The 25,266-nt window shown below is 72.7% G+C and carries 21 protein-coding genes and 1 pseudogene; 14 read left to right on the top strand and 8 right to left on the bottom strand.

Annotation, left to right across the window (positions count from 1 at the left end):
• Positions 1 to 16: 16 nt before the first annotated feature.
• Positions 17 to 412 (top strand): GNAT family N-acetyltransferase, encoded by a 396-nt coding sequence (locus AC3EVP_RS16035; protein WP_335972272.1) that lies wholly within the window; start codon positions 17 to 19, stop codon positions 410 to 412.
• 43 nt (positions 413 to 455) lie between these two features.
• Here AC3EVP_RS16035 and AC3EVP_RS16030 read toward each other — a convergent pair whose 3' ends face one another.
• Together AC3EVP_RS16030 and AC3EVP_RS16025 are read right to left on the bottom strand one after the other, a co-directional pair.
• Entirely contained in the window at positions 456 to 1,412 is a 957-nt protein-coding gene (locus AC3EVP_RS16030; protein WP_435130621.1) for an aldo/keto reductase, read from the bottom strand.
• Positions 1,409 to 3,307 carry a DUF8034 domain-containing protein gene (locus AC3EVP_RS16025; RefSeq protein WP_435130619.1) on the bottom strand — a complete coding sequence of 633 codons (1,899 nt, stop codon included), beginning with the start codon at positions 3,305 to 3,307 and terminating at the stop codon, positions 1,409 to 1,411. The genes AC3EVP_RS16030 and AC3EVP_RS16025 overlap by 4 nt, the downstream gene beginning before the upstream one ends.
• Positions 3,308 to 3,525: 218 nt before the next feature.
• On the opposite strand from AC3EVP_RS16025, the gene AC3EVP_RS16020 reads away from it, so the two are divergent.
• Positions 3,526 to 4,347 carry an amidohydrolase family protein gene (locus tag AC3EVP_RS16020; RefSeq protein WP_435130617.1) on the top strand — a complete coding sequence of 274 codons (822 nt, stop codon included), beginning with the start codon at positions 3,526 to 3,528 and terminating at the stop codon, positions 4,345 to 4,347.
• 207 nt (positions 4,348 to 4,554) lie between these two features.
• A complete protein-coding gene (locus AC3EVP_RS16015) occupies positions 4,555 to 5,313 on the top strand; it encodes a GntR family transcriptional regulator (protein ID WP_335972268.1) in 759 nt (252 codons plus the stop codon).
• 143 nt (positions 5,314 to 5,456) lie between these two features.
• On the opposite strand, the gene AC3EVP_RS16010 is transcribed toward AC3EVP_RS16015, so the two are convergent.
• The 5 genes and pseudogenes from AC3EVP_RS16010 to AC3EVP_RS15990 all read right to left on the bottom strand — a co-directional run.
• Positions 5,457 to 7,478, bottom strand: coding sequence for a right-handed parallel beta-helix repeat-containing protein (locus tag AC3EVP_RS16010; RefSeq protein WP_435130615.1), 2,022 nt, complete (start codon positions 7,476 to 7,478; stop codon positions 5,457 to 5,459).
• 49 nt (positions 7,479 to 7,527) lie between these two features.
• Positions 7,528 to 8,439, bottom strand: coding sequence for a carbohydrate ABC transporter permease (locus tag AC3EVP_RS16005; protein WP_335972266.1), 912 nt, complete (start codon positions 8,437 to 8,439; stop codon positions 7,528 to 7,530).
• Between the two features lie 9 nt (positions 8,440 to 8,448).
• Entirely contained in the window at positions 8,449 to 9,423 is a 975-nt protein-coding gene (locus AC3EVP_RS16000; protein ID WP_435130613.1) for a carbohydrate ABC transporter permease, read from the bottom strand.
• Positions 9,402 to 10,598 carry an ABC transporter substrate-binding protein gene (locus AC3EVP_RS15995; protein ID WP_435130611.1) on the bottom strand — a complete coding sequence of 399 codons (1,197 nt, stop codon included), beginning with the start codon at positions 10,596 to 10,598 and terminating at the stop codon, positions 9,402 to 9,404. Before AC3EVP_RS15995 ends, AC3EVP_RS16000 begins: the two co-directional genes overlap by 22 nt.
• Positions 10,599 to 10,967: 369 nt before the next feature.
• Positions 10,968 to 12,236: pseudogene (locus AC3EVP_RS15990) on the bottom strand (alpha-L-fucosidase); the annotation flags it as partial.
• A gap of 138 nt (positions 12,237 to 12,374) precedes the next feature.
• Between AC3EVP_RS15990 and AC3EVP_RS15985 the strand changes: the two are divergent.
• On the top strand, positions 12,375 to 13,145 hold the full coding sequence (locus AC3EVP_RS15985; RefSeq protein WP_335972263.1) for an RraA family protein: 771 nt from the start codon (positions 12,375 to 12,377) through the stop codon (positions 13,143 to 13,145).
• A gap of 53 nt (positions 13,146 to 13,198) precedes the next feature.
• On the opposite strand, the gene AC3EVP_RS15980 is transcribed toward AC3EVP_RS15985, so the two are convergent.
• Positions 13,199 to 14,080, bottom strand: coding sequence for an SDR family oxidoreductase (locus AC3EVP_RS15980; protein ID WP_435130609.1), 882 nt, complete (start codon positions 14,078 to 14,080; stop codon positions 13,199 to 13,201).
• Positions 14,081 to 14,169: 89 nt separating this feature from the next.
• On the opposite strand from AC3EVP_RS15980, the gene AC3EVP_RS15975 reads away from it, so the two are divergent.
• The 10 genes from AC3EVP_RS15975 to AC3EVP_RS15930 all read left to right on the top strand — a co-directional run bounded on the left by AC3EVP_RS15975 (position 14,170) and on the right by AC3EVP_RS15930 (position 25,162).
• Positions 14,170 to 14,751 (top strand): TetR/AcrR family transcriptional regulator, encoded by a 582-nt coding sequence (locus AC3EVP_RS15975; protein ID WP_435130607.1) that lies wholly within the window; start codon positions 14,170 to 14,172, stop codon positions 14,749 to 14,751.
• 226 nt (positions 14,752 to 14,977) lie between these two features.
• Positions 14,978 to 15,733, top strand: a complete 756-nt coding sequence (locus AC3EVP_RS15970) for a (5-formylfuran-3-yl)methyl phosphate synthase (RefSeq protein WP_335972260.1) — start codon at positions 14,978 to 14,980, stop codon at positions 15,731 to 15,733.
• 467 nt (positions 15,734 to 16,200) lie between these two features.
• A complete protein-coding gene (locus AC3EVP_RS15965; RefSeq protein ID WP_435130605.1) occupies positions 16,201 to 17,589 on the top strand; it encodes an aldehyde dehydrogenase family protein in 1,389 nt (462 codons plus the stop codon).
• 10 nt (positions 17,590 to 17,599) lie between these two features.
• Entirely contained in the window at positions 17,600 to 18,703 is a 1,104-nt protein-coding gene (locus tag AC3EVP_RS15960) for an NAD(P)-dependent alcohol dehydrogenase (protein WP_435130752.1), read from the top strand.
• Positions 18,704 to 18,784: 81 nt separating this feature from the next.
• Positions 18,785 to 19,693: a class I SAM-dependent methyltransferase gene (locus AC3EVP_RS15955; protein WP_435130603.1), complete on the top strand. Its 909-nt coding sequence runs from the start codon at positions 18,785 to 18,787 to the stop codon at positions 19,691 to 19,693.
• A 78-nt stretch (positions 19,694 to 19,771) separates the two neighbouring features.
• Entirely contained in the window at positions 19,772 to 19,948 is a 177-nt protein-coding gene (locus AC3EVP_RS15950; protein ID WP_335972257.1) for a hypothetical protein, read from the top strand.
• Between the two features lie 680 nt (positions 19,949 to 20,628).
• Positions 20,629 to 21,564 (top strand): carbohydrate ABC transporter permease, encoded by a 936-nt coding sequence (locus AC3EVP_RS15945; protein ID WP_335972256.1) that lies wholly within the window; start codon positions 20,629 to 20,631, stop codon positions 21,562 to 21,564.
• A 48-nt stretch (positions 21,565 to 21,612) separates the two neighbouring features.
• Entirely contained in the window at positions 21,613 to 22,500 is an 888-nt protein-coding gene (locus tag AC3EVP_RS15940; RefSeq protein ID WP_335972982.1) for a carbohydrate ABC transporter permease, read from the top strand.
• Between the two features lie 74 nt (positions 22,501 to 22,574).
• Entirely contained in the window at positions 22,575 to 23,912 is a 1,338-nt protein-coding gene (locus tag AC3EVP_RS15935) for an ABC transporter substrate-binding protein (RefSeq protein WP_435130600.1), read from the top strand.
• Positions 23,913 to 24,169: 257 nt separating this feature from the next.
• Positions 24,170 to 25,162, top strand: a complete 993-nt coding sequence (locus AC3EVP_RS15930; RefSeq protein WP_435130751.1) for a LacI family DNA-binding transcriptional regulator — start codon at positions 24,170 to 24,172, stop codon at positions 25,160 to 25,162.
• Positions 25,163 to 25,266 lie beyond the last annotated feature (104 nt).

The following is a 25,266-nucleotide window of genomic DNA, read 5'->3' as shown; positions in this document are numbered from 1 at the left end:
GGCTTAGGCTCACGGGATGGGGATCGCATACGAGTGGCGCGGGCAGTTCGGCAACGGCGAGGTCGAGGCGCTGCACGCGGCCGGTTTCGGGCACGAGGCAGGGGCGACGGACTGGTGGGGGCGGGTGTGCGGGCACAGCCTGGGGTGGGTGTGCGCGCGGGAGGCGGGGGAGCTGGTGGGGTTCGTGAACGTGGTCTGGGACGGCGGGGAGCACGCGTTCGTGCTCGACACGGTCGTGGCGCCGGGCCGGCAGCGGACAGGGGTCGGGGCGGGGCTGGTCGAGGAGGCGGTCCGGCGGGCGCGCGGGGCGGGGTGCGGGTGGCTGCACGTGGACTTCGAGGAGCGGTTGGCGCCGTTCTACCTCGGGTCCTGCGGCTTCACCCCCACGGCCGCGGGCCTGATCGCGCTGTGAGCGGTCCTCGCCGCCGCGGCGGCGAGGACCCTGCGGGCCGCGCCTACGGCAGCAGTTGCCGCGGCACGAAGCCCTCGTCGGCCAGGCGCTCCCACAGCTCGCCCGGGATCGGCAGCCGCGCCGCCCCGGCGTTCGCGGCGACCTCCGCGGCCGAGCGGCAGCCGACGACGACCGAGGTCACCGCCGGGTGCAGGTAGGGGAACTGCACGGCCGCCGCGGGCAGCGGCACCCCGAAGTCCGCGCAGATCTCCTGGCAGCGCCGGGCGCGGGCCAGCTCCCGCGCCGGCACCGGCCGGTAGTTGAACATCGCGCCGTCCGACGGGTCGGCGAGCAGCCCGGTGTTGAAGACCCCGCCGACCACCACGGCGGTGCCCCGCTGCGCGCACAGCGGCAGCAGCGTGTCCATCGCGTCGTGGTCGAGCAGCGAGAACCGGCCCGCGATCAGCACCACGTCCACCTCGTAGCCGGCGACGTACTCCGCCAGCGGCGCGCAGTGGTTCATGCCGAACCCGATCGCCCTGACCAGGCCCTCGTCGCGCAGGCGGCGCACGGCCGCGTACGCTTCCGCGCGGACCTGCTCGGCGTAGTCGTCCGGGTCGTGCAGGTAGAGGATGTCGACGAAGGAACGGCCCAGCCTCTCCAGGCTGGATTCCAGCGAGGCGCGGATGCCGCGCTCGGACCAGTCGGCGACCACGTCGGTGCCCGAGCCGTCGGCCCGCGGGCGCAGCAGCCAGCCGGTCTTGGTGGAGATCACCGGGTCGGTGACCCCGGCCGGGGCCAGCAGCCGGCCGAGCCGGTCCTCGGCCTGGCCGTGCCCGTAGCGCGGCGCGGTGTCGAAGTAGCCGATGCCCGCCTGAGCGGCGGCCCGGAGCGTGTCGGCCGCGTCCTGCTCGGCGACCTCCTCGAACAGCCCGCCCAGCGGGGCGGTGCCCAGGCCCAGCGGAGGCAGCGCGAACTGCAGCGAGGTACCGGCGCCGCGCGGCGCGGTCGCGGCGCTCACCGGGCCTCCTGCCAGGGGGAGGTACGGGCCGGCTCCGCGCCGCGCAGCGTCATCGCCAGCGTCAGCCGCACCTGGCTGCCGCCGGGCAGCGCCACCTTGACGTATCGGCCCCGCACCGGCAGCGTGTCGCCGTCGTCGGCGCGCACCGAGTGCAGCACGTGCTCGGCGAACGAGCCCGCCTGCACCAGCAGCGTGCGCGGCGCCGTACCGGTGTTGACCAGCTCCACCACGGTGTGCTCCGGGCGGATGTCGCGCACCAGCGCCGCGACGTCCCGAGGCAGCCCGGGCCGCTGCTCCTCCGCGTCGTGGTAGCGCACGTGCAGCTGCGCGAGGCCGCCGTTGTAGAGCACCTGCGGGGAGCCGGTGGTCAGTTGCAGCAGCGCCTCGGTGACCACCGGGTTGAGGTTCTGCCAGTGGTGGATGCCCAGCGCGTCCGGGCCGACCGCCGGGTCCACGCTGTCGCCCTCGATCTGCGCCAGCCGCTGCGCGCACACCTGGAGCGCGCCGGCGAGCATCCGCTCGGGGAAGTCCGCGTTGCGCCCGCCGAGGAACTCGTGCCAGGGCTCCTCATGGCCGCACTCGTCCTTGGTGCGCTGGACGTGTACCTCCGCCCAGTCCCAGCGCGCGCCCGCCCGCAGCTGCTCGATCCGCGCCGCGTCCTCCGGGTCGCGGCTGAAGTGCCACAGCGCCAGCGGGAGTTGGGTGGGCATCACGGTGAAGTCGAACCAGCCCGAGTCGTTGTGCCGCTGCGGGACCATCAAGGTCCGCTCGCCCGGGATCGTGGCCAGGTGCGGCTGCCACCGCTTGCCCAGGGTGCCCATCTGGTCGGCGGTGCGCTGCTCGGCGTGGCGCAGCACCGCGTCCAGCGGGTTGCGGGCCAGCTCCAGGTAGGAGTCGTCGCCGCTCACCGCCACCGCGTTGACCGCGCCGACGATCGCGGCCGAGGCGACCGACGACAGCCCGTGCGGCCACGACCAGCCGTAGTGACCGCCGTACCAGCGGCCCTCCAGGTACGCGCCGACCTCGCCGTCGAGCCCGGCGTTGTCCGGGAGCACCTCGCGCCCGGCCAGCCGCTCCCGCCAGACTCCGGCGTACTCCGCGACCCAGTCGGCGTACCGCCGCTCGCCACCCAGCAGCCAGGCGTTGGTGGCCAGCGTGGTGGAGGCGAGGTTGACCAGGGTGTCGCCGCGGCCCATCCGGTCCCACATCACCCGCCCGTAGGCGCGGGCCCGCGCGGGGTCCGCGGCCAGCTCGTCGAAGGAGGACACCCCCGTGCCCCAGTCCAGCGGCAGGCCGTACGGGCGCAGCGCCAGGCTCCACGGGAAGTACACGTCGTGGTCGCTGAAGCCCGGGCGCGGGCCGCCGGCGCCGTTGTGCGGCGCCCCGATCACCCGGTGCACCGGGTCGTAGTTGGGGCCGCCGGGCAGGTAGACGTCGGCGAAGCGGCAGGCCAGCTCGCGCAGTTCGGCGTCACCGGGGTCGGCCAGGCACAGGCCGTAGAAGAGCAGCATGCCCTCGCCCTGGTGGAACCAGTCGTAGCCGCGCTCCAGGCCGCCGGTGACCAGGCCCATCTCGGTGAGCTGCGCGGTCACCCCGCGCCAGTGCCGCCGTGCGGCGGCCAGCAGGTCGCTGCTGCCGCCGAGCAGGTACAGCGTCGGCCAGTTGAAGAACGGCTCGTAGAAGTCGTCCACGCCGTCCCGGTCGTCCAGGCCCTCGCCGAGCGAGTCGCGGAAGACCAGGCGGCCGTCGCCCTCGGTGTAGCGGTCGGCGAAGACCCGCCACGCCTTGTCCTGCACGGCGAACAGCTCCCGCTCCAGCGCGGCCCACCGGGGGACCTCGGTGACGCGGCGGGTGGCGGTCAGCTCCGGTTGGCGCGCGGCGCCGGGTACGGTCATCGGCCCGCCGCCCGCGCGGCCGGCCCGCCGTCGATTGCTTCAACCCCGAGCATCGGGTACACCCGACCTCCCATAATCGTTCATCGATAGCCGATTTCTAGACTTCATTGCGGGGGCTGCCGTGTCAAGAGCCGCCGCGGCACCGCGAAGACCGCCTCGGGGGCTGCCACCGCCGGCCGCCGGCAGCGCCGCCCACCCGCCTGACCAGGGAGCACGCCATGATCGACAGCCACGCCCACCTGTGGGACCCGCGCCGCGGCTTCCCCTGGATACGGCCGGACTCCCCGCACCACCGGCCCTTCACCGCCGACGACCTGGCCGCCTCCGCCGCCGGCACCGGTGTGCAGGGCACCGTGCTGGTCGAGGCGTCCCGCGGCGACGCGGGGGAGACCGACGCCCTGCGCGCCCTGCGCACCGCCCGCCCGGACCTGGTCGCCGGCTACGTCGGCAACCTCCATCTGCACGGCGGCGCCGGCCCCGAGCGCTTCCGCGCCCTGCTGGGGGAGTGGGGCGCGAGCGGCCCGGGCGGCATGCGGATGGGCGGCCGGAGCTGGGCGGACACCCCGCCGCAGGCCCGCGCCCTCCTCCCGGTGCTCGCCGAGGCCGGCGTCGTGCTCGAACTCAACCTGGGCGAGCGGGCGCTGCGCACCGCCGCCGAGGCGGCCGCGCGCCACCCCGGGCTCGCCGTGGTCGTCGACCACCTCGGCAACCCGCCGCACCTCGACGCCGACCCGGGGCCCTGGTACGAGGACCTGGCGTACGCCGCCGCGCACCCGGGCGTGCACGTCAAGATCTCCGGCCTGCTCACCCAGCAGCACGGCGTGCCCGCCGACCGCGTCTCCCGCCTGGTCCGGCAGGTCGTCGACGCCGTCGGCCCGGCGCGCTGCCTGGTCGGCTCGGACTGGCCGATCTGCCTGCCGCGCGGCACCCGGCAGGAGTCGCTGGCCGCCGCCCGCGCCGGGCTGGCCCACCTGCCCGCGCGGGAGCGGCGCGAGGTGCTGCACGGCACCGCCGTACGCGTGTACGGGCTGGGCGGTTGACAGTGCCCGGCGCCCCTGATTCGATTTGACTGATCGATAGGCGATAGATGAACACCCCGGCGCCCCTCCGCCGCGCGCACGGTGCGGCGAGGGCCGATCGCTCCGGGGTGTCACAGCGGTTACGCGGCAGTGGGCGGTTTTCCATCGATAGACGATGAAAACGCGTACCCTGGACGGACCCGCCCCCACGAAGCAGGATTGGGAATCATGGCATCGAACCCGTCGGCTGAGTTCGTCTCCACGCTGGCCACCAACAAGGACCGGTTCCGCAAGACCCTGATCTCCGACCAGGTCTACGGGCTGCTCCGCCAGTCCATCGTCGACGGCGAACTCGGGCCGAACGACCGGGTGGTCGAGTCCGAGATCGCCCGCAGACTCGGGGTCAGCCAGGCGCCGGTGCGCGAGGCGGTCAAGCAGCTGGCCCGGGAGGGCCTGCTGATGCACGTGCCGCGCCGCGGCCACTTCGTCGTCGAGATCTCCTCGCAGGACGCGGAGTACGCCCGCCAGGTCCGCGAACCGCTGGAGCGGCTCGCCGCGCGGCTCGCCACGCAGCACGTCACACCCGAGCAACTCGCCGCGCTCGACGCCCTGGTCGAGCAGATGCACGCCGCTGTCGCCACCAATGACGTCAGCCGCTTCCGCGACGCCGACATCGAGTTCCACACGCTGATCAGCCAGAGCGCCGGAAACCCGTTCCTGGCCCGCATGTGGGAGGTCATCGAGCCCAGCCTGCGCACCCTGCGGGCCATCGCCGACCCGCTCTTCGAGGGCGACTGGCACGCGATGGCCGACGAGCACGGGCGGCTGGTGGGCCTGCTGCGTGCCGGCGACGCGGAGGCGGCCGCCGAGGCGTTCGCCGACCACGCCGCCGGGCGCGGCCCGGTCCCCGACGCCCGCGCGGCCAAGCAGCCCGCCAAGCCCGCGGGCGCCAAGTCCGGCAGGTCCGCGGCCAAGTCCCGCGCCTGAGCAGCACGTTCGGCCCCGGGGAGCACGCGCGCCCCGGGGCCGACGCATGCCCGCAGCCGCAGCCCGCAGCCCGCAGCCCGCAGCACGACCGTGCCCGGGCCGGAAGTGCGGCCCGGGCACGGTCGATTCAGCCGCGCGACCTGCTAACGGCGCGCGCCCGCCGTCCACTTGGCCGCCCCGTACTGGTAGGCGCCCAGGCTCGGGACGGCGTCGGTCGAGCCGTCGTTGACGCCCGCCAGCGGGATCGCCGCGTTGCGGGCCGGCGAGGCGGCCGTCAGTTCGTAGTCGTGGTCGGCCGCGTCCACGAAGAGCGGGTCGGTCGTGGCGGTGTCGAGGTTGTTCGACATCACCAGCCCGCCGTCCGTGGCGCCGTCGGAGCCGGTGATCGGGCCGATGTTGTTGTAGATCTTCGTCCCGGTCGACTGGTCCGTGCCCTTGACGTACATCATCGTCATGCCGCCGGTGTTGTTGTACACGCCGTTGTTGTACGACCCGGAGCCCAGGCCGTTGAGCATCACCGTGCCCTGGAGGTTGTTCCAGCCGACGTTGTCGGCGATCACCAGGTCGCTCTGCCCGTTGTCGGCGTAGACGCCCGCGACCGCGAACGGGGTGACGCCCGGAGTCGGGGTGCCGTCGTGCAGCAGGTTGTGGTCCACCGAGGTGCCCATCATGTCCGCGCCGCAGCAGGTGTAGATGCCCGCGGTGTCCAGGCTCAGCCGGGCGTACTGCGAGATGTCGTTGTACGCGATCCGGTCCTTGCCGGCGGTCAGCCCGCTGGTGGTGCCCCACTGGAGGTTGATGCCGCTGCGGCCGACCCGGTAGATGGTGTTGTTCAGCACCGTCTGGGAGTTGCCCATCACGGCGATGCCCGCCGCGTAGGTGCCCATGTAGTCCACGTCGTGGATGATGTTGTCGGTCGCGGTGTTGTTCTGCCCGGCCAGCGCGATGCCGTTGCCGGCGCTCAGCGACAGGTCGCTGTTCACGATCGTGTTGTACGTGCCGTTGAGCACGATCCCGGTGTCACCGACCCCGCGGTCCACGCTGGACCCGCAGTCCGTGGCGCCCTGCGTGATGTCGGTGTAGTGCGACAGGTAGGTGCCGGTGAGCGTGTCCAGCGTGTCGTGGGTGCTGGTCGAGCCCGTGGTGATGGTGGACGCGAACAGGTTCAGGCCCACCACCGAGGTGTAGGACGCGTTCGTCAGGTCGAAGGCGCGCTGCCGGGCCTTCGCCTCCACCGTGTGCTGCGCGGGGCTGTCGGTGCTGTACAGGTACAGCCGGTGCGCGGCCGGGTCGTAGAACCACTCGCCGGGGTTGGCCAGTTCGCCGATCTTCCCGGACAGCGCGTAGCGGGTGTCGGTCGGCACCACCTTGTGCACGCACGGCGGCGCCGCGGACAGCGTCACCGAGCCGGTGTCCGAGGCGGCCACCGTGGAGGTCGCCGAGACGTACCAGTAGCCGGTCAGCGCCCGGCCGCCGTTCCAGTAGCCGGCCGGCCGGGTCAGCGCGGCGTCGTCGATGGTGGCGTCCGCGCTGCCGGCGCCGGCGTGCTCGATGGCCGGGTTCAGCAGGTCCAGGCCCGGGTAGGGCCACTGCGCCTCGATGTCCATCGCCCGGTCGGTGAAGACCTGCACCGTGGTCGGGTCGCTGCCCAGGTCCACGTCGGTGCTCCACACATGGCCCGCGGCGACCGCGTCACTGAACAGCGAGTCCTGCGCGTAGGGGTCGCTCTGGGCGATGGCGGTGACATCCGCGCCCGTCACCTGGCTCCAGCCGCTCAGCGCGGAGGTCCCGCTGATCGTCACGTCGGCGCCGGGGGCCGCGCGGTAGGTGATCGGCAGCCCCGAGCTGCCCGAGTGCGCCGGGGTGACCGTCTCGCGGTAGGTGCCCGACTCGATCAGGCAGGTGTCGCCGGCGACCATCACGTCCGCGCACTTCTGGATGTGCTGGAACGCGGTGGCGGCGGCCAGCCCGTCGGCGGTGTCGCTGCCCGACGGCGCGACGTAGTAGGTCTGGCCGGTGGCGGCCGCGTGCCGGTGGCCTTGGGCGGCGGCCGGCGAGGCCGCCGCGGCCATCGACAGCACCGCGATGGCGCCGGCCGCGGCGGACAGCAGGCCCCGGCGGGCCCTCGTGCCCGATATACGTGATCTGTACAGGATGTTCAGCACTCCATTGTCCTTACTCCTGACGGGACCGATGGGAACCGGACGGGCGGCGTCATCCCTTGACCGCGCCGACCGTGAGACCGCTGATGATGTGGCGCTGCATGTAGAGGAAGAAGATGACCACGGGGGCCACGGCGAGCAGCAGGTTCGGGAAGACCTTCGTGAGGTCGGTCGAGTACTGGCTGATCCCCGCGTAGATGGCCGTCGTCACCGTGTAGTGGCCCGACGACGGGCTGAGCAGGATCTGCGGACTGATGAAGTCGTTCCAGATCCCGATGGAGTTGAGGATCAGCACGGTCACCACCGCCGGGCGCATCAGCGGGAAGATGATCGTCCAGAACGTGCGGTAGCGGCCCGCGCCGTCGATGGTCGCCGCGTGGTCGATGTCGACCGGGATGGTGCGGATGAACCCGACGAACAGGAAGATGCTCACCGGCAGCGTGGACGCCACGTCGTGGGCGACCAGCCCGGTGACGGTGTTGGCGAGCCCGAGGTCGCGCAGCACGTAGATCACCGGGATGATCACCGCCGCCCCCGGGATGAAGGTGCCCGCCAGGAAGTACAGCAGCACCAGCTGGGTGCGCCGCTTCAGGCTGCGGGCGATCGCGTACGCCGCCGGCCCGGCCAGCGCGATGCACAGCACGTCCACCGCCACGACCAGGAACAGCGTGAAGCCGTAGCCGCCGATGACGTTGTACTGCGGGCTGTGCACCGCCGCCGACAGGTGGGACAGCGTCAGCCGGCCCGGTACCAGCGAGAACGGGTTGTTCAGGATGTCGTCCTGCGACTTGAAGCTGTTGACCACCAGCAGGTACAGCGGCACCACCATCACCACGAACAGCAGGCCCAGCAGCACCCACCGCAGCGGGGAGCGCGCCTCCCGCCGCTCCGCCAGGGACAGCGTGCCGCCCCCGCCCCGCCGGCCCTTGCGCCTTTCCTCGGTCGCCGCCTCCAGCACGGCCATCGCCGCCTCCTAACCTGTCGCTGCTTGGTCTTGGCGGTTGCGCAGTGCCGTCACCACGAGGGCCAGCACGGCGGAGACGACCATCAGGAACACCGCCTGAGCAGTCGCGTAACCGACCTTGGTGCCCTCGAAGGAGCGGGCCAGAATGAGATACGAGAACGTCTGGGTGGAGCCGGCCGGGCCGCCCCCGGTCAGGCTGACCACGATGTCGTAGGCGCGGATCAGCCCCACCAGGTTCAGCACGGTGGCGATGGTGACCACCGGCGCGATCATCGGCACCACCACCCGCAGGTTCGTCTGCCGCCGGTTCGCGCCGTCGATCGCGGCGGCCTCCAGCAGCTCGGCGGGCACCGTCTGGAGCGCTGCCACGAACAGCACCACGTTGAAGCCGAAGCCGGCCCACACGATGACGCCGATCAGCGACATCAGCGCCATGTGCTCGTCGAAGAGGAACCCGACCGGGCCGAACCCGAACTTCGCCAGCGTGTTGTTGATGGCGCCGTTGGTGCCGAGGATCGCCGCCCACAGGTAGCCCAGGATCAGCGCGCTGATCACGTGCGGGAAGTACGCCACCGCGCGGAAGAAGGAGTTGCCGCGCGAGCGGCCCTTGAGGATCAGCGCGTAGGCCAGGCCGAGCCCCACCTCGAAGACGGTGCCGACCGCGGCGATCAGCGCCGTGACGTACCAGGACTGGGTGGAGTTGGGGTCGTCGAACAGGTGCCGGTAGTTGTCCAGGCCGATGAAGTCGGCCGAGGAGAAGCCGTTCCAGTTCGTCAGGCTCAGATAGACCGCCACGCCGACCGGCACGACGGTGAGCACCGTGTACAGCACCACCGCCGGGCCGATCATGGCCAGCGAGACCGCCGCCGCCTTCAGCCGGGCGGCCTGCCGGCTGGTCCCCGGTCCCTTCGGGGCCGGCGCGTCGGGGGCGGGGGGCGCGCCGGAGCGCTGCCCCCGCCGGGTCAGCTCTGCGAGTTCCACCACTTGTCCAATCCGGACGCCGCGCTCTTCGCGGACTTGCCCGAGAACAGCGACTGGACCGTCGTGTTGAGCTGGTCGCTGTAGCCGCTGAGCGGCTGGCGCTCACCGGACTTCACGATCACCGACGGCGCCTTGTCCAGGATCTGCTGGACCGCCGTGCCCAGGCTCGACATCGGGTACGTGAAGCCCTGCCGCAGGTTGCCGTCGGCCGCGAGCTGGCTCTTGACCGCGGCCGGGTCGGTGACCAGCCACTTGACGAAGTCGATCGCCGCCGCCTTGTGCTTGGAGCGGTTGACCACCACGTACGGGTCGGAGATGTTGCCGAACTGGCCGGAGGGGTAGGCGCCGTCGGTCGGCATCGTGAACACGCCGATCCCGTCGCTCTTCTTCGCCTGGTCCGCGGCCGGCACGAAGTACGAACCCATGATGTACATCGCCGACTTGCCGTTCAGGAACGCCGTCTGGCCGTCCGCGTACGTCAGTCCGAGCGCGCTCTTGTTGAGGTACCCGGCGTCGATCCAGTTCTTGTAGTCCTGGAAGTAGGCGGTGTAGCCGCTGTCGGCGAAGCTGACCTTCTTGTCCTTGCGCTCGACGGTCCAGTTGGGGTCGGCGGTCATCACCCCGGCGTCGGCCATCATCGAGAACTGCGCGCCGGTCACCCACTGCCCGGCGGTCTGGAGCGGGGTGTAGCCGGCGGCCTTCAACCGGCCCATGGCGGCGGTGAACTGCGCCATCGTCTTGATGGCGGACGCGTCCACGCCTGCCTTGGTGAAAGCGGCCTTGTTGTAGAAGACCAGCGACTGGATCTGCTCGCCGACGCCCACCACATAGCGCTTGCCGCCGATCGCGTACTGGTCGGCGAGCGGGGTCTTGGCGGTCCAGGGCTGGTCGCTGAGGTCGGTGTACAGGTCCGCGTCGTCGGCGGTCGGGGTGATCTGCTGGGCGATGTCCGGTGGGTCGCCCGCGGCCAGGTCCTGGGTGAGCTTGGCGTTCGCGGAGATGGTGCCGGTCAGCTCCAGCTTCACCTTCGTACCCGGGTGCGCCTTCTCGTACCGGTCGAAGAGCGTGTTCCAGTACTGCTCGGTGAGGTTGGGGGTGATGTTGACGATGACGCGCAGCGTCGTGCCGTCGGCGGAACTCCCGGAACCGCTGCCGCCGCAGGCCGCGGCCGATGCCATTACCAGAGGGGCCGCGGCGAGAGCGCAGGTGCGGCGCCAGATCTTTCTCATTTCGGGACACGCTCCGTTGCGTAGTCATGGATCACGAACGGCCGAGATCGCGGGCACACGAGGTCGGCGGGTCGACAAACGGCGGAAGACCCGGATACGGGACCCGGATGACGTTCCGCTGCCCGGGGCGCGGCGCCGGGGTCAGGTCCAGGCCGCGCCCGCGGGAGGCGGTGGCCCGACGGCCCGGATGGGGCCGCAGGAACCCTCACTCCCGAGGATTATCGTCTATCGATTACTGATGCTAGGTGCGGTGCCGCGCATGTTCAAGAGTCGTGCGGCAAGCGCTTGCCCGCAGGACGCCCGGCCGTTCCGCCGCGGTCACGACTCCTCCGTCATGACCAGCTCGATCACCGGAAGCAGCACGTCAGGACGGGTGACCGGGACGGTCAGCGTGAGCGTGTCGGCGCTGCGGCCGGGCGGGGCGAGGTTGTTGTGCTCGTGCTGGGCGCCGTCCAGCTGCTGGAAGCGGACCTCCGAGCCGTCGTGCAGGAACTGCGCGTAGCGCACCCGCCCGGCCAGCCCGCGCAGATGGACGTGCTTGAGCGGCCACACCGGCAGGTGCAGGTAGAGGCGGTCGCCGGCCCGGGTGTACAGCGCGCCCGGCGGGGGTTCGTACCCGCTCGGGCCCGCGCCGTGCACGGCCCGGGCGTGCGGCCGCATCCAGTCGGCGATCTCCCGCAGGGTGCGCCGCGCCCGCGGGTCCAGTGCGCCGCGGCCGGTCGGGCCGACGTTGAGCAGCATGTTGCCGCCGCACGCCACCGACTGCACGAGCATCCGCACCAGCAGCGCCGGGTCCTTGTAGTCGTGGTTGTCCCGGTCGTACCCCCACGACCCGTTGAGGGTGTGGCACGCCTCCCACATCACCGGCACGCCGTCGCGCTCCAGCGGCGCGTCCGGCTGGTACTGCTCGGGGGTCACGTAGTCGCCGCCGGTGCCGAGCCGGTCGTTGACCACGATGCCCGGCTGCAACTCCCGCACGGTGGCGAGCAGTTCCTCGGCTCCCCACTGGGCGGGCCCCATGCCGGGGTAGCTGAAGTCGAAGAAGAGCAGGTCGATCGGGCCGTAGCCGGTCAGCAGCTCCCGTACCTGGCCGTGCAGGTAGGTGCGGTAGCGGGCCAGGTCGCGGGGCTCGCGCTCGGCGGGCGTGCCGCGCAGCGGGTGGTGCCGGTCGACGGGGAAGTCGCCGTGGTGCCAGTCGAGGAGCGAGTGGTACAGGCCCACCCGCAGCCCCTCGGCCCGCATCGCGTCGGCGAACTCGGCCACCAGGTCCCGGCCGACCGCCCGCGCGGAGGTGTAGTCCGTGAGCGCGGAGTCGAACAGGCAGAAGCCGTCGTGGTGCTTGGTGGTCAGCACCGCGTACCGCATCCCGGCCTCGCGGGCGGCCCGCGCCAGTTCGCCCGCGTCGAACAGGTCCGGGTCGAAGTGCTCCAGGTAGCGGTCGTACGCCTGCTGGGACATGGCCTCCCGGCTGCGCACCCACTCGTGCCGGGCGGCCATGCTGTACAGCCCGAAATGGACGAAGAGTCCGAAGCGCGCGGCCCGGAACCACTCGATGGATGGCGTGGGCACTGAAGTCTCCTGCCGTGGTTGACAGCTCTTGTCGGTCGGCTGTTATCTACCATCGATAGGCGATAATGTCACTGAGGGTTGCGTGCAGAGCTGTGCGCGGAAAGGCGTGGCGGGATGAACCCGACAGGGGATCAGGGAGCGCCGGAAGCAGGGGACATGCGGACGTACGGCTCGATGCGGGCGCCGGTGCACACCGCGAGCTACGTCCGGCCGACCGAGCGGATGCTCACGGCGCTGAAGGGGGTGAGCGCCGCGACCGCCTGCGCGAAGCTCCACCAGAGCGGCATCACGCGGACCTTCATCGACGGCCCGGTGCCGCTGCACCGCGAGCCGGACGTCACGGTCGTCGGGGGCGCGGTCACCTTGCAGTTCCTGCCGCAGCGCGAGGACGTCTTCTCCGGCGCGGAGCAGGAGGACATCGAGCGCAAGACCGCGCTGTGGGGGGTGCTGGAGTCGATCCAGCCCGGCGACGTGCTGGTCGTGTCCGCGTACGGCAGCCACTTCACCGGCTGCCTCGGCGACATGCTGGTGCGCTACTTCAAGCTGCGCGGCGGCGCGGGGATCGTGGTGGACGGGCGGGTGCGCGACGCGGCCCGTATCCGCGCGCTGGGCGTGCCCGTGTGGTGCACCGGGGTGACCCCGCACTACGCCTCGCAGACGGAGCTGTTCCCGTCGGCGTTCAATGTGCCGGTCGGCGTGGGCGGGGTGCTGGTCACCCCGGGGGACGTGATCGTCGCCGACGAGGACGGGGCGGTCGCGGTGCCGCAGCCGAACGCGGTGCCGCTGGGGGAGGACGCGCTCGCGCACCAGGACCGCGAGGTCTTCGCCCGCCGCCGGCTCGACGAGGGCGGGCGGCTGTCTGACTACTACCCGCTCACCGGCGCGGGCCTGACGGAGTACCTGGCCGCACGCGGCGGCGAGGGGTAGCGCGCGGCGCCCGGCCCGGGGTGCCTACCGGGCCGGGCGGGCGCGGGCGGGGCTTATGGCTGGATGTTCTCCAGGTCGGCCAGCAGGTTCGGGTGCTTCGGCTCCCAGCCCAACACCTGGCGGGTGTGGGCGCTGGAGGCCGGCTGGTCGGCGGCGAAGATCGGGCCGAACGGGCCGAAGGTCTCCTGCGGCACCGGCTGGACCGGCAGCCCCAGGCGCCGGCCGATGACCTCCGCGATGTCCCGCACGGCGTCGCCCTCGTCGTCGACCGCGTGCCAGGCGGTGCCGGGCGGCGCCGACTCCAGGGCGAGCCGGAACAGGGCGGCGGCGTCGCGCGCGTGCACCGCCGGCCAGCGCTGGGTGCCGTCGCCGGGGTAGCCGGCCACGCCGCTGCGGCGGGCGGCCTGGACCAGCAGCCCGGCGAACCCGCCCGCGCCGTTGTTGTGGACCGTGCGCGGCATGCGGACCGCCGAGCTGTGCAGGCCGCTTTCGGCCAGGCCGAGCAGCGCGTTCACGGTGCGGCTGCGGCCGCCCACCGGCCCGTCGGTCGGCAGCGGGTCGGCCTCGGTGGCAGGGCGCCCCGCGGCCAGCGGCGTGCCCGAGACCACCACGATCGGGCGGTCGCTGCCGAGGAGCTCCTGCCCGAGCGCGGCCACCGCGGCGCTCTCCTCGGCGATGCCGCGGGTGAGCGCCTCGGGGCTGGCGTAGTCGCGCCCGAAGGCGAGGCTGATCACCCCCTCCGACTGCGCGGCGCCCGAGCGCAGGGTGTCGAGGTCCGCCAGCTCCCCGCGCAGCACCGAGGCGCCGGCGTCCTGGAGGGTGCGCGCGGAGGCGTCGGAGCGGGCCAGCGCGAGGACGCTGTGCCCGTGGTCGAGCAGTTCGGCGACGACGGCGGAGCCGATGGTTCCGGTGCCGCCGGTGACGAAGACGTGCATGAACTCTCCCTCAAAGTGATGGGACCGTTGTCCCGTCATCGACGATACACCGTGATGGGACAACAGTCCCATCGCCTTATCCTGGTGTCATGGCTAGATGGCAACCAGGTGCGACCCAGCGACTCGTCGTCGCGGCCGTGGACCTGTTCAGCGAGCAGGGCTACGACGCGACGACGGTGGCGCAGATCGCCGAGCGCGCCGGCGTCACCAAGAGCACCTTCTTCCGGCACTTCGCCGACAAGCGCGAACTGCTGGTCGCCGGGCAGGAGACCCTCAGCCGGCTGCTGGCCGACGGCATCACCGACGCCCCCGCCGACGCCACCCCGCTCCAGGCGGTGGCCGCGGGCCTGGCCCGCGCCTCGGACGCCATGGGACCGGCCAACCGCGACCTCGGCCCCCGGATCAAGGCCGCCGTCGCGGCCAGCACCGAGCTCCAGGAGCGCGACGCCCTCAAGAGCGTCGGCCTGGCCGCCGCCATGGCCACCGCGCTGCGCGGGCGCGGCATACCCGACACCACCGCCCAACTCGCCGCCGAGGTCGGCATCCTCGCCTTCAAGCGCGGCTACGCCCGCTGGTCGGAGACCGGCCGCGAGGACGACGCGGCCGAACTCGCGCCCTACGCGCTCGCCGCACTGGAGGACCTGCGGGCCGCGACCGCCGAACTCGGCTGAGGCTGAAACATCGGCCCGCCCACCCGCCCTGACCAGCCCCGGGCGTGGCGCGGCGGGTCGCGGACCGGCGGCGTGGGCGGCGCGTTCGGGGGGCGCGGGCCCGCCGGGGCAGTGACCCGTACAGGTGCCGAGCGCTCTGCCGGAGCGGGCCGGGGCGCGGTGATGATGAGCAGGCCGCGCCGGACAGCTGCGCGGCGGATGACCGCTGCGAGCCAAGGAGTCCGCGTTGCTGCTGCTCATCTCCCCGGACAGCGTCGAGGAGGCCCTCGACTGCGCCAGGGCCGCCGAACACCTCGACATCGTCGACGTGAAGAAGCCCGACGAGGGATCGCTCGGCGCGAACTACCCGTGGGTGATCCGGGAGATCCGCGAGGCCGTGCCTGCCGACAAGCCGGTCTCCGCGACCGTGGGCGACGTGCCCTACAAGCCCGGCACCGTCGCACAGGCCGCACTCGGCGCGGTCGTCTCCGGCGCCTCCTACATCAAGGTCGGCCTCTTCGGCTGCACCACGCCCGAGCAGGCCGTCGACGTGATGAGCGGCGTGGTCCGCGCGGTCAAGGAGTACCGCCCCGACGCGCTCGTGGTCGCCTCCGGATACGCCGACGCCCACCGGATCGGCTGCGTCAACCCGCTCGCGCTGCCCGACGTCGCCCGGCGCGCCGGCTGCGACGCGGCCATGCTCGACACCGCGATCAAGGACGGCCGCGGCCTGTTCGACCACCTGCCGCACGAAGCCTGCGCCGAGTTCGTCCGCCGCTCCCACGACGCCGGACTGCTCGCCGCCCTCGCCGGCAGCGTCAAGGCCGGCGACCTCGGCGCCCTCACCCGCATCGGCACCGACATCGTCGGGGTGCGCGGCGCCGTGTGCGAGGGCGGCGACCGCAACACGGGAAGGATTCAGCCCCGCCTGGTGGCCTCCTTCCGCGCCGAGATGAACCGGCACGCCCGCGAGCACGCCACCACCGCCGCCGCGGCGAGCTGACCGCGCCCATGGCGACGCACCCGCCCGACGAGGCGACCCTGCTCCCCGCCGCACCCGCTCCCGGCCCCGAGCCCGGGGCGGGGACCGGGGCGGCGCCCGCGGCTCGCGCCGAACCCGGTGCCGGGGCCCACCCCGAGCCCGCAGCCGAAGCCTTCCGCGCAATCGGTCCCGGCCCCGAGCCCGCACCCGATCCCGTGGCGGGGACCGGGGCGGCGCCCGCGGTTCGCGCCGAATCCGGTCCCGAGGTCCACCCCGAGCCCGCAGTCGAGGCCTTCCGCGCAACCGGCGCCCATGGTGGGGCGACGGTCCAAGGCGGTCCCGGGGCGGGGACCGGTGGTGAGCCCGGGTCCGGCGTCTCCGCCGGCTCCGCATCCGCGTCCGGACCCTGCTCCTGCGCCGCATCCGAACCGGCGGCCGCTGCGGCGGCCGGTGCCCGTACCGGCGCAGGGCCGGGAGACGGACTCCCCTTGGCGGCCCGCGCCCGGCGGCCCCGCACCCTCGCCGTCCACGACCCCGCGACCGGAGAGGTGTTCGACCACGCGCCCGACCAGCACCCGGCGGAACTGGACCGGATCGTGGCCCGGTCCAGGGCGGCCTGGCCCGGCTGGCGGGCCGACGCCGCCGCCCGCGCGCAGGCCCTGCGCGCCGCGGCCGACGCGGTGCAGGGGGCCGCCGCCGACCTCGCCCCGCTGCTCACCCGCGAGCAGGGCAAGCCGCTCGCGGAGGCGTACGCGGAGGTCACCCGCACCGTGGCGCGGCTGCGCTACTTCGCCGAACTCGCCCCCCAGCCGCAGCCGATCAGCGACGGGCGCCCGGTGCGCAGCCAGCTCCGGTGGCGCCCGCTCGGGCCGGTCGCCGCGATCGTCCCGTGGAACTTCCCGATCCAGCTGGCCGCGGCGAAACTCGCGCCCGCGCTCGCCGCGGGCAACACCGTCATCCTCAAACCCTCCCCGTACACGCCGCTTTCGACCCGGCTGCTGGCGAGCGTGCTCGACGGCGTGCTGCCGCCGGACGTGCTCACCGTCGTCACCGGACGCGAGCCGCTCGGCGCGCGGCTCGCCGCCCACCAGGGCATCCGCCACGTCACGTTCACCGGCTCGGTCGCCACCGGCCGGGAGGTGGCCGCGGGCGCGGCGGGATCACTGGCCCGGGTCACCCTGGAACTCGGCGGCAACGACGCCGCGATCGTGCTGGACGACGCGGACGTCGACGCGATCGCCGACCGGCTGTTCTGGGCAGCCTTCCGCAACTGCGGCCAGGTCTGCATGGCCGTCAAACGCGTCTACGCCCCCGCCCGCCTCTACCCCCGCGTGGTCGACGCGCTCGCCGAGCGGGCCCGTACCGCCGTCGTCGGCAGCGGGCTCGACCCCGCGGTGCGGCTGGGACCGCTGAACAACGCCGCGCAACTGGCGCACGTCCACCAGGTCACCGCCCGGGCGCTCGCCGATGGCGCCAGGGTGGCGGCCGGCGGGCGGCCCTTGGACCGGCCGGGCTGGTTCCACGCCCCGACGGTCCTGGCCGACGTGCCGCCGGACAGCCCGGTGGTGACCGGGGAGCAGTTCGGCCCGGTGCTGCCGGTGCTGGCCTACCGCGACCTGGACGAGGCGGTCGAGGCCGCCAACGCCACCGGGTACGGCCTCGGCGGCTCGGTGTGGGGCACCGACACCGACCGCGCCGAGCAGGTCGCCGAGCGGCTGGAGTGCGGCACCGCCTGGATCAACCACCACGCCGAACTGTCCCTGGCCCAGCCGTTCGCCGGCACCAAGGACAGCGGCGTCGGGGTGGCCGGCGGCCCCTGGGGGCTGTACGGCAACCTCCAGCCGTTCGTCGTGCACCGCCCGGCGCGGGAGGGGTGACCGCGTGGCGCTGACGTTCGACGCCGCGGTACTGCGCTCGTACGAGAGCCGGTTCGCCGTGGAGGAGGTGGTGCTGCGGTCCGGGCCCGCCGACGGCGAGGTCCTGGTCCGGATCGCCGGGTGCGGGATGTGCCGCACCGATCTGGCCGTGCGCGGATCGGCCGGCCGCTCGCCGCTGCCGGCCGTGCTCGGCCACGAAGGCGCCGGGGTCGTGGTGGAGACCGGCGGCCCCGACACCGGGCTGGACCCCGGCGACCACGTGGTGCTCAGCTTCGACTCCTGCGGCCGGTGCCGCAGTTGCGCCGGCGGCGCGCCGGCCTACTGCGACTCCTTCGCCGCGCTCAACCTCTTCGGCGGCCGCCGCGAGCACGCGACGCGCTTCACCGACGCCGCCGGCGGCACGCTCGCCCCCCGCTGGTTCGGCCAGTCCGCGTTCGCCGAGTACGCGGTGGTCGCCGCCCGCAACGCGGTACGCGTCGACCCCGCGCTGCCGGTCGAACTGCTCGGGCCGCTCGGCTGCGGCTTCCTCACCGGCGCGGGCGCGGTCTTCCACACCTTCCGGGCCGGACCCGGCGACAGCGTCGCGGTACTCGGCGCGGGCGCGGTCGGCCTGGCCGCGGTGATGGCCGCGGTCGCCGCAGGGGCGGATGTGGTCGCCGTCGACCGGCACCCCGAACGGCTCGCGCTCGCCGAGCAGTTGGGCGCGACCGCGCTGCCCGCCACCGCCTCCGACCTGGCCGGGCGCATCCGGCGGCTGACCGGCGGCGGCGCGAGCTGCGCCCTGGACACCACCGCCTCGGCCCGGCTGATCAACAACGCGCTGTGGGCACTGCGCCCGACCGGCCACCTCGGGCTGGTGGCACGGCTGCACCGCACCCTGCCGCTGGAGGTGGGCGCGCTGGACCGCGGCCGGCGGATCTCCCACATCTGCGAGGGCGACGCGGTGCCCGGGGTGCTCATCCCGCGGCTGATCGGGCTGTGGCGCGCCGGCCGCTTCCCCTTCGACCGGCTCATCCGCCGCTACCCGCTCGCCGCGGTCAACGACGCCGAACGCGACTGCGACGCGGGGCGCGTGGTCAAGCCCGTGCTGATCCCGGAGGGCCGCGGCCGCTGAACCGTACGCGCCCGGCGCCCGCCGCCGTACGCCCCGCCCGCACCGCCGCCCACCCGTCCGCTCACCCCAAGGAGCACCCATATGGCCAGCACCGCACTCCGGCACAGCGCCGGGGGAGACGTCGAGGGAGGCGTCGGCCGCACCGCGCTCCTGGTCGCCGCCTCCCGCGCGATCGAGACCCACCGCCGCGACAGCCTCGCCCAGGACGTCTTCGCCGAGTACTTCGTGCGCGCCGCACCCGCCTGCGCGGACTGGCCGCTGCGCATCGGTGAGGTGCCCGACGGCGACGCCGACCCGCTGTGGGGCCGGTTCGCCCGCTACTTCGGGCTGCGCACCCGGGTCCTGGACGACTTCCTGCTCAGCTCGGTGCACGCCGGCGGCGCCCGGCAGGTGGTGCTGCTCGGCGCCGGGCTGGACTCGCGCGCCTACCGGCTCGACTGGCCGGAGGGCTGCACCGTCTACGAACTCGACCGGGAGGGCGTCCTCGCGTTCAAGCACGAGGTGCTCGCGGGGCTCGCCGCCACCCCGCGGGCCGCCCGCGTCCCCGTCCCGGCGGACCTGCGCGGCGACTGGGCCGGCGCGCTGACCGCCGCGGGCTTCGACCCCGCCGCCCCCAGCGCCTTCCTCGCCGAAGGGCTGCTGTTCTACCTGCCCGGCGCAGCCGAGACCGCCCTGATCGAGACCGTGGACCACCTGACCGCCCCCGGCAGCGCGCTCGCCTTCGAGGTCAAGCTCGAACCGGACCTGCTGGAGTACCGCACCAGCCCGCTCTACGTCGCCACCCACCGGCAGATCGGTATCGACCTGCTCGGCCTCTTCGCCCGCGAGCAGCGCCCCGACTCCGCCGGCGCGCTCGCGGCCCGGGGCTGGCACACCTCGGTCCGCACCCCGTTCGAGTTCACCCGCGAGCACGGCCGCGGACCGCTCCCCGAGTCCAACGACGCGCTGGAGGGCAACCGCTGGGTCTTCGCGACCAGGCCCCGCGCATGAGGGCGGCCGCGCAGGGTTGCCGGGGCCGGCGGCGGGTATGACGCGGGTGATCGGCACATCGAGGAAACGGGGGGGACCATGAAGGAGTGGCTCGCGCGGAAGGGCAGCCGGGTGCTGGACATGATGTCGCAGCGGCGGCGGATGGCGAAGTACGACGACCCGGACGCCCACCGGCGGGGTGCGCCCGACCGGGACGCACTTCTGCCGTACAACCACACGCAGACGCCGATTCCGCCGATGAACAGCATCAACTGAGGTACAGCGAACCGATCCTCGCGGCCCGCACCTGACGCGGCGGCCGCAATAGGGATGATTGCGTAAACACCTCTGGTCAACGGCTCGACCGCATCCCCGACTTCACCCCGGCTCCGGCCGCCGGGTGAGGCAACGCCCCTCGTCAGGGCGGTGATCGGGGGAGCGGTCGGGCCTTTGTGCTGCCCCGGGAACGCGCTTCCGGCGGCGCCCCCTGCGCCCGGCCGAGGTCGTATCGCCGTCATATCACCGCTCTATCACGGTCATATAACGGACATTCGCCCGGGCTCGCCGCTGCCGCCATTCCACGATGATCACGCAACCATCACGGCCGGGCCGCATGCGCCCCCGAGCCCGACCGCGCGGCCCCGCACCCTGTGACCTCGGACGTTGCCGCTTCCACCGCCGCGCGACACCCCAAGGACGATGGCGGACCCGGGCCGCGCCCGGCGCCCCGGATGGGCTCGGACCGCCGGTGAAGCCCCTTGTCAAGAGGGCCTGGTGGCGCCTCGGGGGAGTGCCGAGGCGCCCCCGACGAGCAAAACGCACGAGATTTTGTCCGCTTTGGAGCGAATGTGGAAAATTTCATGCCGGCCAAGGGTTGCCAGATGCGCAATGGTTGCGTAACCATCGGCGTGCGACGACGGACACGATCGTCTGCTAAGACGTCAGGGGATTTCGACATGGCCAGTAGTGCACCCGCAACGGCGCGGAGCGGCCCGGCGCCCGCGCGTTCTCGCCCCCGGGGGCCGGCGCGCAGCAGGCGCTGGATCGGCTGGGGCTTCGTGGCCCCGTTCGTCGCGGTGTTCGCGCTGGTCTTCCTCGCCCCGATCGCCTACTCGATCTACCTGAGCCTGTACCGCAACCAGTTGATCGGCGGCAACCACTTCGTCGGCCTGGACAACTACACCCAGGCGCTGCACGACCACGAGTTCTGGTCGGGCCTGGGCCGGGTGGGCCTGTTCCTGGTCGTCCAGGTGCCGATCATGCTCGGCATCGCCCTGCTGGTGGCGCTGGCGCTGGACAGCGGCCGGCTGTACGGCAAGAACTTCTTCCGGATCTCGATCTTCCTGCCCTACGCGGTGCCGGCCGTGGTCGCCACCTTGATGTGGGGCTTCATGTACGGCAAGCAGTTCGGCCTGGTGCAGAGCATCAACGACCACCTGCACACCTCGATCCCCGACCCGCTCGGCCCGCACTGGGTGCTGCTGAGCATCGGCAACATCGTCACGTGGGAGTTCGTCGGCTACAACATGCTGATCTTCTACGCGGCCCTGCGGGTGGTCCCCTCCTCCCTGTACGAGGCCGCCGCGATCGACGGCGCCGGCCAGTGGCGGGTCATCCGCTCGATCAAGATCCCGGCGATCCGCGGCGCCCTGGTGATCGCGACCGTCTTCTCGATCATCGGCAGCTTCCAGCTGTTCAACGAGCCGAGCATCCTCAAGAGCCTGGCGCCGAACGCGATCACCACGTTCTTCACGCCGAACCTCTACACGTACTCGCTGTCCTTCGGCGGCCGCCAGCACAACTACGCCGCCACGGTCGCGATCCTCATGGGGATCGTCACCATGATCGTCGCCTACGCCGTGCAGCTGCGCGGCATGCGCAAGGAGAACTGAACCGTGGCCGCCGACACCGCCCCCGCCCGCCGCGACCAGCCGGTCCCGCTGCGCGTGCGACCCCGCCCCAAGCGGCGCGGCTACTCCTCCGACAAGCCCCGGCGCAGCGTGCTGATGACGGTGCTCACCTCCCTGGTGGTGCTGTACACGCTGGTCCCGCTGGCCTGGCTGGTCATCAACGCCAGCAAGACCCAGCCGAAGCTGATGAGCTCCTTCGGCCTGTGGTTCAGCGGCCACTTCGCGCTGTGGGACAACATCCACCAGACGCTCACCTACGACCACCACATCTTCGTCCGCTGGCTGCTGAACACCCTGCTGTACGTGGTGGTCGGCGCGGGCGGCGCGACGTTCCTCGCGGTACTCGGCGGGTACGGCCTGGCGAAGTTCGACTTCACCGGCAAGCGCGCGGTCTTCGCCGTCGTCATCGGCGCGGTCGCCGTGCCCGGTGCGGCGCTGGCCGTCCCCACCTTCCTGATGTTCAGCAAGCTCGGGCTGACCGACACCCCCTGGGCGGTGATCATCCCGTCGCTGATCTCGCCGTTCGGCCTGTACCTGATGTGGGTGTTCGCCTCCGAGGCGATCCCCGACGAGCTGCTGGAGGCCGCCCGCATGGACGGCTCGGGCGAGATCCGCACCTTCTTCCGGATCGCCCTGCCGCTGCTGGCCCCCGGCATCGTCACGGTGCTGCTGTTCACCGTGGTCGCGACGTGGAACAACTACTTCCTGCCGCTGATCATGATCAAGAACCCGCACTGGTACCCGCTGACCATCGGCCTCAACGCCTGGAACGCGCAGGCCGCCACCGCCGGCGGCCAGCCCGTCTTCAACCTGGTGATCACCGGCTCGCTGCTGACGATCATCCCGCTCATCGCGGCCTTCCTCCTCCTCCAGCGGTACTGGCAGTCCGGCCTGGCCGCCGGAAGCGTCAAGGAGTGACCCGCCCGGGTCACCCCAGGACCAGCACGTCCGCACGCCTCAGCACCCTCATCACGCACAACGGAGTGACAACAATGAGAACCAAGCTCTCCCGCTACGCCGGGGCGGTGGCCCTGGTCTGCGCCGCCTCCGTCGGCCTGGCCGCCTGCGGCTCGTCCGGCTCCAGCTCGTCCGGCGGCAAGACGTCCGCCTCGGACGTGAAGTCCGCGCTGGCCAAGGGAGGGACGATCACGGTCTGGGCCTGGGAGCCCACCTTGAAGCAGGTCGTCACCGACTTCGAGAAGAAGTACCCCAAGGTCCACGTCAACCTGGTCAACGCCGGTACCGGCAACGACCAGTACACCGCGCTGCAGAACGCGGTGGAGGCCGGCAAGGGCGTCCCGGACGTCGCGCAGATCGAGTACTACGCGCTCGGCCAGTTCGCGCTGTCGAAGTCCCTCACCGACCTGAGCAGCTACGGTGCGAAGGACCTCAAGAGCACCTACTCCACCGGCCCGTGGAACTCGGTCAACGTAGACGGCGGCGTCTACGCGCTGCCGATGGACTCCGGCCCGATGGCGCTGTTCTACAACAAGAAGGTCTTCGACAAGTACGACCTGCCGGTGCCCACCACCTGGCAGCAGTACCTCGACGACGCGCGCAAGCTGCACAAGGCCAACCCGAAGGCGTACATCGCCAACGACACCGGTGACGCCGGCGAGACCACCAGCCTCATCTGGCAGGCCGGCGGCAAGCCGTACACCGTCGACGGCAGCAACGTGTCGGTCGACTTCTCCAAGGACTCCGGCACCGCCACCTACACCAAGGTGTGGCAGCAGCTGATCTCCGAGCACCTGCTCGCCCCCACCACCGGCTGGACCGACCAGTGGTACAAGGGCCTGGGCGACGGCACCATCGCCACCCTGGCGACCGGCGCCTGGATGCCGGCCAACTTCGCCTCCGGCGTCAAGGACGCCGCGGGTGACTGGCGGGTCGCCGCGCTGCCGCAGTGGCAGTCCGGCGCCAACGCCAGCGCGGAGAACGGCGGCAGCTCGCTCGCGGTGATGAAGGCCGGCACCAAGAAGGACCTGGCCTACGCCTTCCTGCAGTACGCCAACCAGGGCGCCGGGGTGAAGACCCGCATCGACGCCGGCGCCTTCCCGGCCACCACCGCGGACCTGAACTCCGCGTCCTTCCAGGACCAGAAGTTCCCGTACTTCGGCGGCCAGCAGGCGAACAAGATCTTCGCCCAGTCCGCGAAGAACGTGGTGTCCGGCTGGACCTACCTGCCCTACCAGGTCTACGCCAACTCCGTCTTCAACGACTCCGTCGGCAAGGCGTACACCTCCGGCACCCCGCTGAAGTCCGCGCTCGAGGCATGGCAGAACAAGTCCATCGCCTACGGCAAGGAGCAGGGCTTCACCGTGAAGTGACGTCACGTCGGCAGCGGCGCTGCGGAGCCCGGCCCGAACGGCGGGCTCCGCAGCGGCCGGAGCGGCCCGCGAAGGCGGCCGCCCCGGCCGGGCGCCGGCGCCATCCGTAGACTGTGACATCGGCCATTCGTAAGAGCCCGGCCAGCGGGTGAAGGTGCAGGCAGCAAGTGACCGAGAGCGAAACAGCCGAGCAGGGCGGCAGCGCCCCGCTCCGGACCGGGCCGGCGGCCGGCGGACGGCGCCGCCGCAGCGCGTCCATGGCGGACGTGGCCCGGCTCGCGGGGGTCTCCGCGCAGACCGTCTCGCGGGTGTCCAACGGCGCCCCCGGCGTCGTGGACGCCACCCGCGAGCAGGTGCTGGCCGCGATGAAGGAGCTGGGCTACCGGCCCAACTCCGCTGCCCGCGCCCTCAAAAGCGGCCGGTTCCACACCATCGGCGTCATCCTGTTCAACATCTCCACCACCGGCAACACCCGCACCCTGGAGGCCATCGCGACCTCCGCGGCGGCCGAGGGCTACGCCATCACCCTCCTGCCGGTCGCCGCCGCCACCCAGGACAGCGTGCGCGGCGCGTTCACCCGGATGGGAGAACTCGCCGTCGACGGCATCATCATGCTGATGGAGGCCCACCTGCTGGACGCCTCCACGGTGACGCTGCCGCCGCGCGCGCTGGCCGTCGTCGCGGACTCCAACGCCGGCGACCGCTACCGGGTCGTCGACACCGACCAGGTCGGCGGCGCCCAGGCCGCCGTCCAGCACCTGCTGCAACTCGGCCACGACACCGTCTGGCACGTCGCCGGCCCGTCCTACTCCTACTCCGCCGAACGCCGGGTGGAGGCGTGGCGCTCCGCCCTGGAGTCCCGCCGCCGCCAGGTGCCCGAGCCGCTGCGCGGCGACTGGACGGCCGACTCCGGCTACCAGGCCGGGCTCCAGCTCGCCCAGGAACCGGACTGCACCGCCGTCTTCGTCTCCAACGACCAGATGGCCCTCGGCGTCCTGCGCGCCCTGCACGAGCACGGCCGCCGGGTGCCGGAGGACATCAGCGTCGTCGGCTTCGACGACGTGCCCGAGGCCGGCTCCTACCTGCCCCCGCTCACCACCGTCCACCAGGACTTCTCCGAGGTCGGGCGGCGCTGCGTGGAGGAGCTGCTGAAGCAGATACGGGACGACCGGGAGGCCACCGGCACCACGCTGGTGCCGACCCGGCTGGTCACCCGCGCCAGCACCGCCCCGCCGCCCAGCGCCCGCTGAGCCGCACCCGCCCCGAACACCCCGAAACCCCAGCAGGCGCCGCCCGGCCCCCGTGCGCGCCCGGCCTGTCCCACCCCGGTGATGGTTACGCAACCATCGCCCCC

It is taken from the genome of Actinacidiphila sp. bgisy144 (assembly GCF_057708105.1).
The sequence above is the reverse complement of the archived record's forward strand: the minus strand, read 5'-3'. Positions and strand labels throughout refer to the sequence as shown.

Bases quoted from the DNA above. Each gene is read 5' to 3' on its own strand.
- AC3EVP_RS16035 (WP_335972272.1), top strand. From the start codon at position 17: ATGGGGATCGCATACGAGTGGCGCGGGCAGTTCGGCAACGGCGAGGTC.
- AC3EVP_RS16025 (WP_435130619.1), bottom strand. From the start codon at position 3,307: ATGACCGTACCCGGCGCCGCGCGCCAACCGGAGCTGACCGCCACCCGC.
- AC3EVP_RS16020 (WP_435130617.1), top strand. From the start codon at position 3,526: ATGATCGACAGCCACGCCCACCTGTGGGACCCGCGCCGCGGCTTCCCC.
- AC3EVP_RS16015 (WP_335972268.1), top strand. From the start codon at position 4,555: ATGGCATCGAACCCGTCGGCTGAGTTCGTCTCCACGCTGGCCACCAAC.
- AC3EVP_RS16005 (WP_335972266.1), bottom strand. From the start codon at position 8,439: ATGGCCGTGCTGGAGGCGGCGACCGAGGAAAGGCGCAAGGGCCGGCGG.
- AC3EVP_RS15995 (WP_435130611.1), bottom strand. From the start codon at position 10,598: ATGGCATCGGCCGCGGCCTGCGGCGGCAGCGGTTCCGGGAGTTCCGCC.
- AC3EVP_RS15985 (WP_335972263.1), top strand. From the start codon at position 12,375: ATGCGGACGTACGGCTCGATGCGGGCGCCGGTGCACACCGCGAGCTAC.
- AC3EVP_RS15980 (WP_435130609.1), bottom strand. From the start codon at position 14,080: ATGCACGTCTTCGTCACCGGCGGCACCGGAACCATCGGCTCCGCCGTC.
- AC3EVP_RS15975 (WP_435130607.1), top strand. From the start codon at position 14,170: ATGGCTAGATGGCAACCAGGTGCGACCCAGCGACTCGTCGTCGCGGCC.
- AC3EVP_RS15955 (WP_435130603.1), top strand. From the start codon at position 18,785: ATGGCCAGCACCGCACTCCGGCACAGCGCCGGGGGAGACGTCGAGGGA.
- AC3EVP_RS15950 (WP_335972257.1), top strand. From the start codon at position 19,772: ATGAAGGAGTGGCTCGCGCGGAAGGGCAGCCGGGTGCTGGACATGATG.
- AC3EVP_RS15945 (WP_335972256.1), top strand. From the start codon at position 20,629: ATGGCCAGTAGTGCACCCGCAACGGCGCGGAGCGGCCCGGCGCCCGCG.
- AC3EVP_RS15935 (WP_435130600.1), top strand. From the start codon at position 22,575: ATGAGAACCAAGCTCTCCCGCTACGCCGGGGCGGTGGCCCTGGTCTGC.
- AC3EVP_RS15930 (WP_435130751.1), top strand. From the start codon at position 24,170: ATGGCGGACGTGGCCCGGCTCGCGGGGGTCTCCGCGCAGACCGTCTCG.